General features: G+C 68.1%; 13 protein-coding genes and 2 tRNA genes. 5 read left to right on the top strand and 10 right to left on the bottom strand.

Translation table 11 applies throughout. From position 1 onward, the window contains the following. Nucleotides 1-102: 102 nt before the first annotated feature. Nucleotides 103-942 (top strand): aldo/keto reductase, encoded by an 840-nt coding sequence (locus tag LPA46_RS05455; protein ID WP_230891754.1) that lies wholly within the window; start codon nt 103-105, stop codon nt 940-942. A gap of 178 nt (nt 943-1,120) precedes the next feature. Here LPA46_RS05455 and LPA46_RS05450 read toward each other — a convergent pair. Together LPA46_RS05450 and LPA46_RS05445 are read right to left on the bottom strand one after the other, a co-directional pair. Then, nucleotides 1,121-1,192, bottom strand: a tRNA-Thr gene (locus tag LPA46_RS05450). A gap of 44 nt (nt 1,193-1,236) precedes the next feature. Then, nucleotides 1,237-1,899 (bottom strand): DUF7114 family protein, encoded by a 663-nt coding sequence (locus tag LPA46_RS05445; protein ID WP_230891753.1) that lies wholly within the window; start codon nt 1,897-1,899, stop codon nt 1,237-1,239. Nucleotides 1,900-1,958: 59 nt separating this feature from the next. On the opposite strand from LPA46_RS05445, the gene LPA46_RS05440 reads away from it, so the two are divergent. Further along, a complete protein-coding gene (locus LPA46_RS05440; RefSeq protein WP_230891752.1) occupies nt 1,959-2,642 on the top strand; it encodes an enoyl-CoA hydratase/isomerase family protein in 684 nt (227 codons plus the stop codon). On the opposite strand, the gene LPA46_RS05435 is transcribed toward LPA46_RS05440, so the two are convergent. Then, nucleotides 2,639-3,445 (bottom strand): NAD+ synthase, encoded by an 807-nt coding sequence (locus tag LPA46_RS05435; protein ID WP_230891751.1) that lies wholly within the window; start codon nt 3,443-3,445, stop codon nt 2,639-2,641. The two genes, LPA46_RS05440 and LPA46_RS05435, sit on opposite strands and share 4 nt — an antisense overlap. 123 nt (nt 3,446-3,568) lie before the next feature. Between LPA46_RS05435 and LPA46_RS05430 the strand changes: the two genes are divergently transcribed. Then, a tRNA-Gly gene (locus tag LPA46_RS05430) sits at nt 3,569-3,634 on the top strand. Nucleotides 3,635-3,675: 41 nt separating this feature from the next. Here LPA46_RS05430 and LPA46_RS05425 read toward each other — a convergent pair. From LPA46_RS05425 to LPA46_RS05410, 4 genes are read right to left on the bottom strand one after another with little or no spacing between them, the layout of a single operon-like run. Continuing rightward, complete coding sequence (locus tag LPA46_RS05425) at nt 3,676-3,936, bottom strand: glutathione S-transferase N-terminal domain-containing protein (protein WP_230891750.1); 261 nt, start codon at nt 3,934-3,936, stop codon at nt 3,676-3,678. A 32-nt stretch (nt 3,937-3,968) separates the two neighbouring features. Next, the gene (locus LPA46_RS05420) at nt 3,969-4,679 is read right to left on the bottom strand and encodes a hypothetical protein (RefSeq protein WP_230892060.1); all 711 of its coding nucleotides are present in this window, start codon (nt 4,677-4,679) and stop codon (nt 3,969-3,971) included. Next, nucleotides 4,676-4,915 carry a DUF7577 domain-containing protein gene (locus LPA46_RS05415; protein WP_230891749.1) on the bottom strand — a complete coding sequence of 80 codons (240 nt, stop codon included), beginning with the start codon at nt 4,913-4,915 and terminating at the stop codon, nt 4,676-4,678. The genes LPA46_RS05420 and LPA46_RS05415 overlap by 4 nt, the downstream gene beginning before the upstream one ends. A gap of 57 nt (nt 4,916-4,972) precedes the next feature. Beyond that, nucleotides 4,973-5,884 (bottom strand): acyltransferase, encoded by a 912-nt coding sequence (locus LPA46_RS05410; protein ID WP_230891748.1) that lies wholly within the window; start codon nt 5,882-5,884, stop codon nt 4,973-4,975. A gap of 163 nt (nt 5,885-6,047) precedes the next feature. Here LPA46_RS05410 and LPA46_RS05405 point away from each other — a divergent pair, with 163 nt between their 5' ends. Then, nucleotides 6,048-7,106 (top strand): aldo/keto reductase, encoded by a 1,059-nt coding sequence (locus tag LPA46_RS05405; protein ID WP_230891747.1) that lies wholly within the window; start codon nt 6,048-6,050, stop codon nt 7,104-7,106. A gap of 172 nt (nt 7,107-7,278) precedes the next feature. On the opposite strand, the gene LPA46_RS05400 is transcribed toward LPA46_RS05405, so the two are convergent. Next, the gene (locus LPA46_RS05400; protein ID WP_230891746.1) at nt 7,279-8,751 is read right to left on the bottom strand and encodes a heme-binding protein; all 1,473 of its coding nucleotides are present in this window, start codon (nt 8,749-8,751) and stop codon (nt 7,279-7,281) included. 305 nt (nt 8,752-9,056) lie between these two features. On the opposite strand from LPA46_RS05400, the gene LPA46_RS05395 reads away from it, so the two are divergent. Then, on the top strand, nt 9,057-9,578 hold the full coding sequence (locus tag LPA46_RS05395; RefSeq protein WP_230891745.1) for a PadR family transcriptional regulator: 522 nt from the start codon (nt 9,057-9,059) through the stop codon (nt 9,576-9,578). Between the two features lie 14 nt (nt 9,579-9,592). Here the strand turns inward: LPA46_RS05395 and LPA46_RS05390 are convergent, their stop codons facing one another. Then, nucleotides 9,593-11,383: a site-2 protease family protein gene (locus tag LPA46_RS05390; RefSeq protein WP_230891744.1), complete on the bottom strand. Its 1,791-nt coding sequence runs from the start codon at nt 11,381-11,383 to the stop codon at nt 9,593-9,595. Nucleotides 11,384-11,434: 51 nt separating this feature from the next. After that, the gene (lysS, locus tag LPA46_RS05385; RefSeq protein ID WP_230891743.1) at nt 11,435-13,081 is read right to left on the bottom strand and encodes a lysine--tRNA ligase; all 1,647 of its coding nucleotides are present in this window, start codon (nt 13,079-13,081) and stop codon (nt 11,435-11,437) included. Between the last annotated feature and the right edge of the window lie 2 nt (nt 13,082-13,083).

Below are 13,083 nucleotides of genomic sequence, written 5' to 3'. Positions count from 1 at the left end.
TTTGGTATGATGTGGTTATATCCCAATTAGGATAGGAGCGTGGTTCCGCGAGACTGTCGACGAGCCAAACGCCTTTGGGGATTTCCGCGCAACGATGCGACGATGACACCACCGACGAAGACGCTCCCGAGTGGCGACGAACTCCCCGCAATCGGCGTCGGCACGTGGGACATCGGCGGCGACACCGTCCGCGACGCCGTGCGAGCCGGCCTCGACGCCGGCTACGCCCACGTCGACACCGCCGAAGGCTACGGCAACGAAGCCGAAATCGGGGACGTGCTCGCGGAGTACGACCGCGACGACGTCTTCCTCACCTCGAAAGTCCTCGCGAAACACCTCGACTACGAGTCCGTCGTCGAGTCCTGCGAGGCGACGCTGGACCGCCTCGGCACCGACTACCTCGACCTCTACCTCGTCCACTGGCCCAACCCCGCCATCTCGCTGCGTGAGACCATGGACGCGATGGCGACGCTCCACGAGCAGGGCAAAATCCGGAACGTCGGCGTCTCGAATTTCAGCGCGTACCAGCTCAGCTGCGCCCACCACGTCAGCGACGTCCCCATCGCCGTCAACCAGATCGAGTACCACCCTTGGAACACCCAGGACGACGTCGTCGACTACTGCCGGGAGACCGACACCGTCGTCGAAGCCGCCGCACCGCTCGCACGTACCGAAGTATTCGCCGACGACACGATTCAGGCAGTCGCCGAGAAGTACGAGCGCTCGCCCGCGGAGGTCGTGCTCCGGTGGGCCGTCGAGAACGACGTCGTCCCGCTCCCCAAGTCCTCGACGCCCGAGCACGTCCGCGCGAACCTCGACGTCTTCGACTGGGAACTCGACGACGAAGACCACGCGCGCATCGACGACATCGACCACCACCAGCCCGTCTACGACTTCCCCGCGCGGGACTGGACCGGCGACACGTACGGCATCTCCGAGTAGCCACAGCGCTACTCGATTAAGGTCGAGAGGAAGGAGCCTAGGCCGGAATTTGCACTACGCGAAGACGGTCGCTCACTCCGTTCGCACTGCGTCTTCTCTCGATTCAAATCCCGGTCGGCTCGCAGCCTCGCTACGGAGCCGCGGAGATGGGACTCCGCGGTGAATCGCTCGGAAGAAGAGCCTAGGCCGGAATTTGAATCCGGGGTCTCGTCCTTACCAAGGACGCGCTTTACCGCTAAGCTACCCAGGCACGCATTCGTTAGAAGGCACGGGGACTTCTTTAGGCGTTTCGATTCAGCGGTCCGCAGTCGACGTCGGGCTGACCCGTTCGTCCCCCTGCCGGCTGCCGACTCGCGCCATCACGTCCTCGATTTCCTCGGGGAGCGCGTCGCCCGCGCCCGGCAGCGGGACGGCCGCGTTGTCCGCGAGGCCGACGACGTACTGGCGGAGCGCGACCGGTGTCTCGCCGCCCGCCGCGGTGCCGCCCGCGATGGCCGCGAGTTCGAAGACGTTCGACTCCAGCGAGCGCGACGCCGACGTCCGCCCCTCCTGTTCGTCGGTCTGCTGGCGGCCGAACTCGCGGACCGTCTGGACCGCGTGCCCCGCAGCTTCAGTGCGCGCGAGCAGTCGGAAGCCCCGTGCGACGAGCACGTCCGCCGCGAGCACGTCGAGGTCGTCGCTGGGGTCCTGTTCGTCGGTGTCCGCCCACGGCTCCTCGGCGACGAGGTCGCGTGTCGTGCGCAGTCCCTCGTAGATGAGCTGGACGCCCGCCGCTCGCCGCGTCACCGCGTCGTCGTCGACTGAGCCGTCGACGACGCGGGCGCTCAGCACCGTGAGTACGCCGGGGAGCATCGAGGACGACGCGACGTAGTCGTCGATGACCACCCGGAGGCCGTCGGGTTCGATGTCCGCGACGGCGTCCCGGGCGGCAGCCCGCGCCTGCTCGGCCTCCTCCATCGACCGAAGGTAGCGGCGGGAACGGCAAAGACCTTTGGAAACCACCGCCACGGTCCGGTATGCTTCGCGTGGAAGACGACGAGGCCGTCCGCGTGGTGACCCTCGACCGGCCGGCCGCCCGGAACGCGCTCACGCCGCGAGCCCTCGACGACCTCCGCGACGCCGTGACGGACGCCGACCAGCCGGTCGTGTACGTTCACGGTGCAGGCGATGCGTTCTGTGCGGGCGCGGACCTCGACACCGTCCGGGGCCTCGACGGACCTCGCGGCGAGGCGTTCGCGCGCCGCGGCCAGCGCACGATGAACGCCATCGAGGACGCGAACAGCGTCGTCGTCGCGGGCTTGGACGGCGCGGCACGCGGTGGCGGCGTCGAACTCGCGCTCGCCTGCGACGTCCGCGTCTGCACGCCGAACGCGACGTTCGCCGAACCCGGCGTCTCACTCGGCGTGTTCGGCGCGTGGGGCGGTACCCGCCGCCTCCCCGCCGCCGTCGGGTCCACGCACGCTGCAGACCTCTCGCTGTCCGGGCGCAGTATCGACGCCGAGACGGCCCGTGAAATCGGGCTCGTCTCCAGAATCGTCGAGGAGCCCCGCGCGGTCGCGGACGAAATCGCAGCCAACGACCCGGCTGCACTCCGCGAACTCGCAGGCTTGCTCGCTTCGGAGGACGACCGCGACGACTCCGACCGAGCCGAGGCCGACGCGTTCGCGCGCCTCCTGGCCGACGAGCCCTTCGAGACCTAGGGCGTCGGCGGCACCGCGCGCTTGTGCTTACTGCGCTCGTAGAGCCCGCGCACCGTCTCCACGACCCCGTCCGGAATTTCGAGGTGGTCAGCCGTCGCGCTCGCCGGGACGTTCCCGTCGACGTGGAGCGCGAGCACCGCGTCGATGGTGTCGTAGTCGACGCCGAGTTCCTCCTCGTCCGTCTGGTCGGCCCACAACTCCGCGGTCGGCGTCTTCGTCACGAGGTCCTCCTCGACGCCGAGGTCGCGCGCGAGTTGGCGGACCTGCATCTTGTAGAGGTTCCCGATTGGGTGGCAGTCGACCGCGCCGTCGCCGTACTTCGTGAAGTAGCCCGCCAGCGCCTCCGTGCGGTTGCCGGTACCGAGCACGACGGCGTTCTCGTGGTTCGCGACGAGGTAGTTGAGCACGGCACGCGTCCGCGCTCGGGCGTTCCCGACGGCGAGTTGGTCGCCCTCTGCGGGCGGATAGAGGTCCGTCAGCAGGTCGACGACGGGGTCGATTTCCACGACGTCGTACTCGATGTCGAGGTCCTCGGCGACGCGCTCGGCGTCGCTCATGTTCTGCTCGCTGGACACCTCGCCGGGCATCACGAGCCCGTGGACCGCGTCGGTCCCGAGTTCGTCCACGGCGAGGTGTGCGACCGTCGTCGAGTCGATACCGCCCGACAGCCCGAGCACGCAGCGGTCCGCGCCCGCGGCTTCCAGCGTCTCCCGAAGGAACGACTGGATGCGGTCGCGGCGCGCGGCTAACTCCGACTCGGAGAAGCGCAAGTCCAGCGGCGCAATCGTGTCTGGCGCAGTCATCGTCTCGTCGTTCGGCGCCGGCCGACTAAAACCCACTCCACCCCCTGGATTCGTGAACGCGCGTCCACTCCCCGAAACGCTACGTTCAAGTGGGGCGGTCAGTTACTCGCAGACGCCGCGCGCGCCGTTGGTCAAGTGGTATGACTCGGGCTTCCCAAGCCCGCGACCCGGGTTCAATTCCCGGACGCTTCACGCACTCGAACCGGACAGCGACTGCTCTGTCGCCGTCGTCAGGCGTGGTGTTCGTCGAGGTAGTCGACGATGTCGTCGCTCTCGTAGAGCGCTTCCTCGCGGGCGGTGTCGACGAGGTACGGAATCTGGTCCTCGCCGCCGTTCTGGAGTTCCTCGTAGGTCTGTTCGTTCGTGACGTCGCCGCCCGCGCCGCCCGGGAGCCGGGGGTTGTGGGTGACGTAGGAGACGCCGAGCTCGGAGAGTTTCTCGCGGACTTTCGCGCAGTGCGGGCAGCCTTCGGACTGGTACAGTTCCAGCATGTGTGGGGTTTGGCGGGCCTCCCACGTAAACGTCAGCGAACCGGCGGGTACGACTCCCGTTGCACCCACTCGCGGAGGCGCTCGTGGCCCGCGTCGTCGTAGCGGAGCGCCCGCCGCCACCACGGCCCCTTCCCGGAGTCGCTGGACCACTCGGTGACCGCGCGGTTGGCGTCGACGCCGCGCGCGCCGCTCAGCGGGACGGCGTGCTCGTAGAGCCGTGAGTCGTCGGTCCCAGCGAGCAGCACGGCGGCGTCGAACGGGTCGCGTTTCAGGTGCGCGTTCCCCGCGAACGCCGCGCGTTCGTGCTCGGGCAGGTCCTCGAACGCTTCGCCCGTCACGGGGTCGCGGGCGAGCACGAAGTCGCCGATGACGTAGGTCCCCCAGTCGTCGGCCATCCACGCCGCTGGGTCCGCTGGCGCGTCGAGCGTCGCGTAGAAGTAGACGCGGTCGCCGGCGTCGAGGGCGAGCAGCGGGCGGGCCTTCAACTCGTGCGGGTCGCCGTACGTGTAGCGCTCGCAGCACGGATACTCCGCGAACGACGGGTCGAGGTGCACGGACGTCTCGCGGAGGTCGTCGGGAATCTCGATTGGGAGGTCGAGGTCCGCGTACGTCGGTGCGCGCTCGCTGGTCGGCTCGCTCTCGGGAATCGGGACGTAGACGAACGAGCCGTTCTCGCGCAGCGGCCCGCGGAACCCCGGCTGGTTCGTGTTCGCCGCGACGTTGATTGCGACCGCCCGCGTCACGGGTGCAGTTGCGCGACGCACTCGCGACAGAAGCGGTAGCTCGCGTCGTTCTCGGTCCCACACGCCGGACACAGTAGGCTAGAAGCGTCGTCCGACGTGGACTGCCCGCTCCCCGAGCGAGCGCCGTCGCCCGACTCCCCCGGCGTCCCGGCGTCCTCACTCTGGAGGCGTCGCCACACGGCGAACTGCAGCGCCGCCACGACCAGCACCGCGAGCACGAACAACCCCCATTCCATGTGTTGGCGTAACACGGCGAGCCTATTCAGCCCTTCGCCCGTTCCGACAGCGAGAATTCAGGCGTCCGGCGGGTTCAGGTCGCGCTGGAACTCGTCGAACGAATCGAGGTCGTCGGGGAGGTTGTAGTCGATGCGGCGTTCTGCTTGGCGGTTCTCGCCCGCTTCGGCGACCGGCTCGGCTTCCGACTCCCAGCCGGGCTTGATTTTGATGCTCTTGGCGGGCATCCCGACCGCGATGTGGTGGTCGGGGACGTCGTTCTGGACGACCGCACGCGACCCGACGATGGCGTTCTTGCCGACGCGGACGCCGGCGCGGACGAGCGCGCCCTGCGTGACGCGGGCGTCGTCGTCGACGATGGTGTGGTAGTTCTCGACGACGGTCTGGTCGACGACGTCGTGGTCGTGGGTGTAGACGTGGACGCCGTCGCTGATGCTCGCGCGGTCGCCGATGGTGAGTTCGCCGCGGTCGTCGAGGTGGACGTCGTCGTGGACGACGACGTTGTCGCCCATCTCGATGTTGTGGCCGTACGTCATCGAGATGCCCTTGAACAGCCGCACGCCGTCGCCGACGCTCTCGAAGAGGTGGCCGGCGAGCATCCGGCGGAAGCGCAGCGCGAAGGCCACGTTGTCCGCCAGCGGTGTGTTGTCGAACTGCCGCCACAGCCACTGCACGGGCTTCGAGCGCGCGAACGCGTCCTCGTCCTTCTCGGCGTAGTACTCGGATTCGAGCGTGGCGTTGCGCGGGTCGAAGTTCGCCAGCCGCGCGGCCTCGGTCGGCGAGACGTGTTCGTCGTTCTGCCAGCTCTCGTAGGCGTCGCGGGCGCCGTGGAGGTCCACGAGCGTCTCCGTGACGGCGTCCGCGAGTTCGTCGGGCCCGCTCGCGGCCGCGAGTCGGTCGTCCACCTCCGAGACGAACCCGCGGAGGGTCGCCTCCGCGTCGTCCGGGAGGGAGACGTGGCGCTTGGTCATACCCCTACCTCGGCCGCGGGCACTGATATTGGTTTCCGTCCCGACGGCAAGCCCCGGAATCGGCACGGAACCCGCTCGCGGGCCGGTATCGACGCCGACTCCGCCCGCTGGGAACCCCACCGGAACCGCACCCGCTAAGTGGGCGTCTCCCCAACTGGCGCGTATGCAACATCGCGAAGTCGGGAACTCCGGGGTCGAGGTCAGCGAAGTCGGGTTCGGCGCGTGGGTCGTCGGCACCGACTGGTGGGGCGACCGCGACGAGGACGACGCCCTCGAGATGGTCGAGTACGCGCTCGACCAGGGTATCACGTACTTCGACACGGGCGACGTCTACGGCCACGGCCGCAGCGAGGAGCTCCTCGGGGAAGTGCTGGCCGAGCACGGCGACGAGATGACCGTCGCGACGAAGGTCGGCTACGACTTCTACAACAACCCGCAGGCGGGCCACGGCGAACTCCCGAAGGAGATGAGCGTCGACTACCTCCGCGACGCCGTCGAGAAGTCCATGGACCGCCTCGGCGTCGACCACGTCGACGTGCTCCAGCTCCACAACCCGGACGTCGCCGAACTCACACCCGACGTCATCGAACTGCTGGACGAACTCCGTGAAGACGGCCGCGCGGACGCCATCGGCGTCGCGCTCGGTCCCTCCATCGGCTGGCTCGCGGAGGGCGAGAAAGCAATCGAGGAGGCGTTCGACTCCGTGCAGTACGTCGGGAACATGCTCGAACAGGACGTCCACAACCACTTCGTGGAGTACGTCCGCGAGCAGGACGCCGCCACGTCCCTCGTTCCGCGCGTCCCGCACTCCTCGGGCCTCCTGAACGAGCAGGTCACCCCCGACACGGAACTCGGCGAGGGTGACCACCGTGGCTTCCGCCCGGAGGAGTGGTACGAGACGGGCTGGGAGAAGGTCGACGCGCTCCGCTTCCTCGAACGCGATGGCGAGCGCACGATGGGCCAGGCCGCCATCCAGTGGCTCCTGAGTTTCGACGAGGTCGCGACCGTCACGCCGACGTTCCGCTCGAAGGCCGACATCGACGAGTGGGTCGCTGCGCCCGACACGCCCGCCATCAGCGACGAGGAGCGCAAGCGCGTCGCGGACCTCTACGCGGACAACTTCGGCGTCGACCGCTTCGACGGCATGAGCCACGAGGACTACCGCACGAGCGTCGACGGCGAAGACCTCCAGGAAGCCGGGCTCATCGGCTCCGCGGACTAAGAGCGAACCACCGCGGAGAAGCATACGCCGAGCGAGCGGTTCGGAGAACCCGAGCGAGGCGTTTCACCGCGACGAGCGTAGCGAGTCGCGGGGAGTTTTAGCGTAGCTTTTTGCAAGCGGGGTTCCCGCAGCGAGCGAAGCGAGCGAGGAAACCCCGCGCAGTAAAAAGGTACTAGGCCAGGAACACGTGCCGCGGGCGGTCCGCGAGCACGTCGCGGCCCCAGTCGACGGTGTCCGCGAAGTCGTCCGAGCGGAAGAACGCCATGGCGTCCTCCTTGGAGGCCCACTGGCTGGCGATGAACATGTCGTTCTCGTCTTCGACGTTCACCATGAGGTCGGTCTCGAAGTGGCCCTCCATCTCTTCGAGCACGTCTGCGACGGTGTCGAACTTCTCGACGAAGTCGTCGGTGTGCTCGGGCTTGGTCTCGTAGAACATCCCCATCGTGCCGAAGCCGGACTCCTCGCCGGCGCGGGAGACGACGTCGGGGAGTTCGGAGAGGAAGCCGGCGGCGGTGTCGGCGGCGCTGGCGGTGTCCCAGATGGAGACGACCGCGGCGCGGTCCGTCGTGCGGCCGTCGTAGACGGCGGTCTTGACGTGCGTGTCGTAGTGGTCGAAGTTGCTCCGGAGGCCCTCGACCTCCTCGAACAGTTCGTCGGTGTCTGCTTCGGAGTAGAGGACCGTCGCGTAGACGTCCTCACCGTGGGGCTGGCCCGCGTAGATGTCGAGGTCCTCGAGTTCGCCGCGGATACCCTCGCTCTCGCTTTCCTCCTCCTCGTCGTGGTCGTGATGGCCGTCGCCGTGCTCGTGACCGTCACCGTGTCCGTGGTCACCTTCGCCGTGGGCGTGCGCGTGGCCTTCGTCCTCGGGCGTCGGGACTTCCTCGCCGTCCATGTACGCCGCGAGGTCCGCGGGCGGGAAGCGGCGGCCGACGTAGAAGTCGCCGAACTCGCCGTACTTCGAGGACGCGGGGTCGAAGCGCATCTCGTAGACGATGTCCTTGACGTCCGTGAGGTCGTCCGCGAACAGGGTGACGCCCCACTCCCAGTCGTCGAGACCCACGGACGAGGCGATGACCTGGCTGATTTTGCCCGCGTACTGCTTGCCGACTTCGCCGTGGCCCGCCATGAGCTCCGTGCGCTCCTCCATCGGGAGGTCGTACCAGTTCTGCTCGGGCTGGCGGCGCTTGCTCATCGGGTAGAAGGAGACGTACGTGTCCTCGGGAATCTCGGGCGTGAGCTTCCCTTCCATGTAGTTCCGGAGGCCCGCGTCGACACTCTCGGGGTCCTCGAAGTACTCGGGGCTCGTGTATCCCGAAATCTCGGTGACCGAGACGTAGGAGTACGACTGCTCGGTGTACTCCGCGAACGCCGTGCCCTCGAATTGGCGCTCGATGCGGTCGAGTTCGTCCAGCGTCTCCCGGAAGTGGACGAACAGGAGGTCGGCCTTGTGGCCGGTAATCGAGAACACCGCGGAGTCGCCCGCCTCGGCGTCGGCCAGCGCCTCGCGGTGTTGCAGGAACGACTCGGCTTCGGCCAGTGCGCTCTCGCGGTCGCGCTCGGGCGCGTCCCGCCACGCGTCCCAGTCCACGGTACGGAAGTCGTGGAGTGCGAACCAGCCCTCCTCCGTCTGCGGCGCGTCTACCATACTCGGGTGTTCGGTTTCGCCGTAGAAGGGTTTTCCTAACCAGTCCTGTCAGCAGCCGTTGCTCCCGCTATCTCGTGTAGAACCGACCAGCCAGCAGACGGGTGGAATGAAAGGGCGGCGTGGTCGCTAGCCGAGGCGACGCAAGCACCGCAGCGAAGCAAGGAGCGCAGCGAGCCGCAGGCAGCGAGCACGCCGGGGCTTTCGAGGAAGTCTCGTCGGAGTTGTTCGCCTCGTCAGTCTCCGAAAACGGGACAGATAGCCGCGACCGAAACGTTTTCCCGCCGAACAGCGAAACGTGCGCTCGAATGCGCAAGAGCGGTCCGCCGAAAGGGCTCGTCTCGTATCTCGTGTTGGAACTGCTCGAGGAACAACCACGGTACGGGTACGAGATTCTCAAGGAAATCACGGACCTCAGCGGCGGCCACTGGGAGCCCTCCTACGGCTCCGTCTACCCGATTCTGTACAAATTCGAGGAGGAGGGATACGCCGAGCGCATCGAGGTCGAGGACGAGCCCGACCGCAAGTACTTCGAAATCACGGAGGCGGGCCGCGAGAAGCTCGCGGAGAAGCGCGAGGAGGTCGGCCAGACGGCCGACGACGTGACGGACGTGATTCTCGGGTTCTACCACGTGTTCGCGGTGTTGGCGACCGACGAGCGCTTCGCCGTGGACAACCCCGAGGAGGGCGACGGGTGGCGCTTCGACGAGGCGTTCTCGGCGTGGATTGCCGAGCAGCTCATTCGCCACCACGAGTACTACTTCGACGACTTCGAGCGCGTCGAGGACACGCCCGAGGAGTTCGCCGAGCGGATGGGTTTCGAGGAGTAGCCGCCGGTCCTGTTCTAGCTCAGTAGCTGCGGCCCGAAGAACATGATGACGAGGCTGGCGAGCATCGTCAGCCCGATGCTCGTGGTGATGGCGCGGGTGACCGTCTGCCGGTCGCTAATCGGGAGTCGCGCCGTGAGCGCTTCCGCGACCGTTCGCAGCAGGTGGCCGCCGTCCAGCGGGAACGCGGGGATGCAGTTGAAGAACGCGAGGTTGAGGTTTATCCACCCGGTCCACAGCAGGACGTTCGCCAGCACGAACACCACAGTATCCGGGACGGGACCGTCGACGACGTAGAAGTTCGTGTTCATGCCGGCGAACCCGGGGAAGTTGAACGCGAGCGTGGGGTCGATGAGGCTCAGTAGCGGGAGGAACAGCGCTGCCGCGATGCCCTGGAGGAAGCCGACGAGGCCGCTGGCTGCGCCGCCGAGCAGCAGGCCGAGTCCCGTGCCGTCGACGTTCCCGGAGACCAGCGTGAGGAACGCCTCCGCGGGGTAGAGCTGTGCGCCGAACCCTGACGCGGTGAGACCGCTGACGCCGGGGGCGATGACGCCGCCGAAGTAACTGGAGCCGTCGTCCTGTTCGCCGAGCGTGACCTCGTAGGATTCGACGGTCCCGTTCACGTACGCTTCGACGGTGACCGTCTCGCCGGGTTCGCGCGCCGAGAGCGCGTCCCGCATGTCCGCGCCGGTGGCAATGCGCTCGCCGCCCATCCGGGTCACGATGACGTCGTCCTCGGCGGGCAGGCCGTGCTCGTCTGCGGGGGCGTTCGGGACGATGGTGACGAACGCGCCGGCGGGCGCGGTGACGCTCGTCCCGTTGGCGGTCTCGAAGGTCGCGACCGTCCGGTTCTGGACGGCGGCTTTGAGGCCGGCCTGCGTGTACACCGCGGTGTCGTTCACTTCTGTGAGGACGCTCCCGGTGCCGATGTCGGCCAGCGGCGAGTTGGTGGCGACCCCGCTCACGAGGAGGTGGCGGTCGACGCGCACCTGCTCGCCGCCAGCCAGCGTCACCGTGACTGCCCGGCTCTCGGTGTCGGCGAGCGCCTGCTGGAACTCCGTGTTGTTCGCGACCGGCACGCCGCCGACCTCGGTGACGCGGTCGCCCGCGTCGATGCCGGCGGCGGCAGCCGCGGAGTCCTCGTGGACGTCGCCGACGAGCCCGCCGCTGGCGACGCCGACTGCGCCCGCGACCGGGCCGAACAGCAGCGCGAACGTCACGACGACGACGAGGAAGTTGTTCGTCACGCCCGCCGCGAACATCCGTGCGCGAGAGCCACGGTCGGCGCGGCGCTGGCTCTCCTCGTCGGGCTGGACGAACGCGCCGATGGGGAGCACCGCCAGCAACACCGCGCCCATCGAGTCCACGTCGATGTCCTCGACGTAGCACATCAGGCCGTGGCCGAATTCGTGGACGACCATGCCGATGAACAGGCCGGCGACGATTTCGGGGGCGACCGACAGCGGCATGAAGTCGCTGACGCCGGGGATGACCAGCGCGTTCCGCGGCTGGTTCACCGCCGAGGGTGCGGGCGGGTTCGCGAGCGTGCCCATGGCCGACGTGATTAGCATGAACAGCGTGCCGGCGGCGACGACGAGCGCGACGCCGAGCCCGAAGTTCCCCCACGCGCGCCAGAACCGCTTCGGGGCCGCGGCGCGCTTCAACAGCCGCTTCCCGCGCTTCGTGTGGAGGGTGAGAATCGGTCCGGTCGCGGAGACGAACGACGGCAGTAGGTTGCGGGCCTTCGCCCACGACACGCCGGCCCAGTACGCGAGCAGGGCGACGCCGAGGACCGTCCAGATATCCATTACGGGGAAATCAGGGGTCGCGCGGCAAAAGCCGTTGGGTATCCGAAGCGGTCAGCGTCGCCGGCGGAGCCGCCCGAGCACGAACTGGCGGTCGAGCTTCGCGAGGAACGGGCCGAGCTTCGGGCCCTGGTCCTCGTCGAAGAACAGCCGGTAGCCCGCCGAGAAGAACGCACCGATGTCGACGTCGTGGCGCTTGGCGGCCTCGTAGATTTCGCCCTGGAGCGCGTCGCCGTCGGGGTCCTCGGCTTCGAGGAAGTCCGCGACCTCGTCGAGGGCGGCCTCGGTGGCGTCGTCGAAGTCGTGGTCGGGCATCTCCGTGCGCTTGAGGTCGTAGTTGAACTCGTTGTCCGTGCGGCGAGCCCACTCGCGGGCGCGTTCGACGCGTTCGAGCGCGGCTTCGATCGCCCAGTCCGGGGCGTCGTCGGGGATGTGGCCCTCGCGGCGCGCGATTTCCTCGCGGAGCGCGGGGTCGTCGGTCATCCCGAGCACGGCCGCGAACGTGTACGGGATGCGGATGCGCTCCTCGCGGGGTTCGTCCACGATGAGTGGGTAGACGCGCTCGGCGTGCTCGCGCTCGTCCTCGTCAGCGTCGATTTCGCCGAAGTAGACGGCCTCCATGCGGTCGAACTCGTCGACGAGCTGGTCGAGGCGTTCGACGGAGAAGTCGCGGGCGCGCTGGGGGTCCTTGCTGAAGAAGAACCGAATCACTTCGCGCTCCAGCAGCCGGAGCACGTCCTGCACGAGGACGACGTGGCCCTCTGAGGAGGAGAACGGCTCGCCGTCGAGCGTGAACCACTCGTACACCATCGGAACGGGCGGCTCGTCGCCGAGCACGTTGCGCGCGACGTCCGTCCCAGACGGCCACGAGCCCTCGGCGTGGTCCTTGCCGAACGGCTCGAAGTCCACGCCCAGGACCTGCCACTGCGCGGGCCACTCGAAGCGCCACGGGAGCTTCCCGTCCCGCAGGCTCGCGGTGCCCTCGTGCCCACAGCCCTCGATGGTGCGGTCGCCGGCTTCGACGTCGCTGCACTCGTACTCGACGACGCCCTCGTCGAGGTCGATGCCGGTGATGGCGTCGGTCTCGGTGACGTGCCCGCAGTTCTCGCAGATGGGGCGGAACGGCACGTAGTCGGCGTCGACCTTCTCCTGGTACTCGCCGAGGACCTCGCGGGCCGTCTCCCGGTTCTCGAGGAGGAACTCCGTGACTGCTTCGAGGTCGCCGTCCTCGTACAGTTCGGTGTTCGACACCATCGCCACGTCGATGCCCAGCAGTTCCGCGGACTCCTCGATGAGGTTCGAGAAGTGCGCGCCGTACGACTCACAGCAGCCGAACGGGTCAGGAATCGCGGTGTACGGCGCGCCGAGGTTTTGCCCGAGCGCGCCCGCGTTCACGTCCCCGAGGTCGACGAGGTCGCCGTCGAGGTCCGCGAGCTTGCGCGGGAGCTTCCGGAGCGGGTCGCGGTCGTCGCTCGTGAAAATCTGGCGGACGTCGTAGCCGCGCTCGCGCAGCACTTCCGCGACGAAGTAGCCGCGGACGATTTCGTTCATGTTCCCGAGGTGCGGGACGCCCGACGGCGAGATGCCGCCCTTGATGACGATTGGCTCCTCGGGGTCGCGGTTGAGGACGCGGTCGGCGGCGGTGTCCGCCCAGAAGCCGCGTTCGTCGCCGAGAATGTATGGGTCGTCTTCGGGGTGCATCG

This window comes from Halobacterium sp. KA-6 (assembly GCF_021029015.1).
In the GTDB taxonomy this organism is placed as follows: domain Archaea; phylum Halobacteriota; class Halobacteria; order Halobacteriales; family Halobacteriaceae; genus Halobacterium.
The sequence above is the reverse complement of the archived record's forward strand: the minus strand, read 5'-3'. Positions and strand labels throughout refer to the sequence as shown.

Excerpts from the sequence above, each read along its gene's own strand:
- LPA46_RS05410 (WP_230891748.1), bottom strand. The coding sequence starts at position 5,884 with ATGACCAAGCGCCACGTCTCCCTCCCGGACGACGCGGAGGCGACCCTC.
- LPA46_RS05405 (WP_230891747.1), top strand. The coding sequence starts at position 6,048 with ATGCAACATCGCGAAGTCGGGAACTCCGGGGTCGAGGTCAGCGAAGTC.
- LPA46_RS05395 (WP_230891745.1), top strand. The coding sequence starts at position 9,057 with ATGCGCAAGAGCGGTCCGCCGAAAGGGCTCGTCTCGTATCTCGTGTTG.
- LPA46_RS05435 (WP_230891751.1), bottom strand. The coding sequence starts at position 3,445 with ATGACTGCGCCAGACACGATTGCGCCGCTGGACTTGCGCTTCTCCGAG.
- LPA46_RS05440 (WP_230891752.1), top strand. The coding sequence starts at position 1,959 with ATGCTTCGCGTGGAAGACGACGAGGCCGTCCGCGTGGTGACCCTCGAC.
- LPA46_RS05425 (WP_230891750.1), bottom strand. The coding sequence starts at position 3,936 with ATGCTGGAACTGTACCAGTCCGAAGGCTGCCCGCACTGCGCGAAAGTC.
- lysS (WP_230891743.1), bottom strand. The coding sequence starts at position 13,081 with ATGCACCCCGAAGACGACCCATACATTCTCGGCGACGAACGCGGCTTC.
- LPA46_RS05455 (WP_230891754.1), top strand. The coding sequence starts at position 103 with ATGACACCACCGACGAAGACGCTCCCGAGTGGCGACGAACTCCCCGCA.
- LPA46_RS05445 (WP_230891753.1), bottom strand. The coding sequence starts at position 1,899 with ATGGAGGAGGCCGAGCAGGCGCGGGCTGCCGCCCGGGACGCCGTCGCG.
- LPA46_RS05390 (WP_230891744.1), bottom strand. The coding sequence starts at position 11,383 with ATGGATATCTGGACGGTCCTCGGCGTCGCCCTGCTCGCGTACTGGGCC.
- LPA46_RS05415 (WP_230891749.1), bottom strand. The coding sequence starts at position 4,915 with ATGGAATGGGGGTTGTTCGTGCTCGCGGTGCTGGTCGTGGCGGCGCTG.
- LPA46_RS05400 (WP_230891746.1), bottom strand. The coding sequence starts at position 8,751 with ATGGTAGACGCGCCGCAGACGGAGGAGGGCTGGTTCGCACTCCACGAC.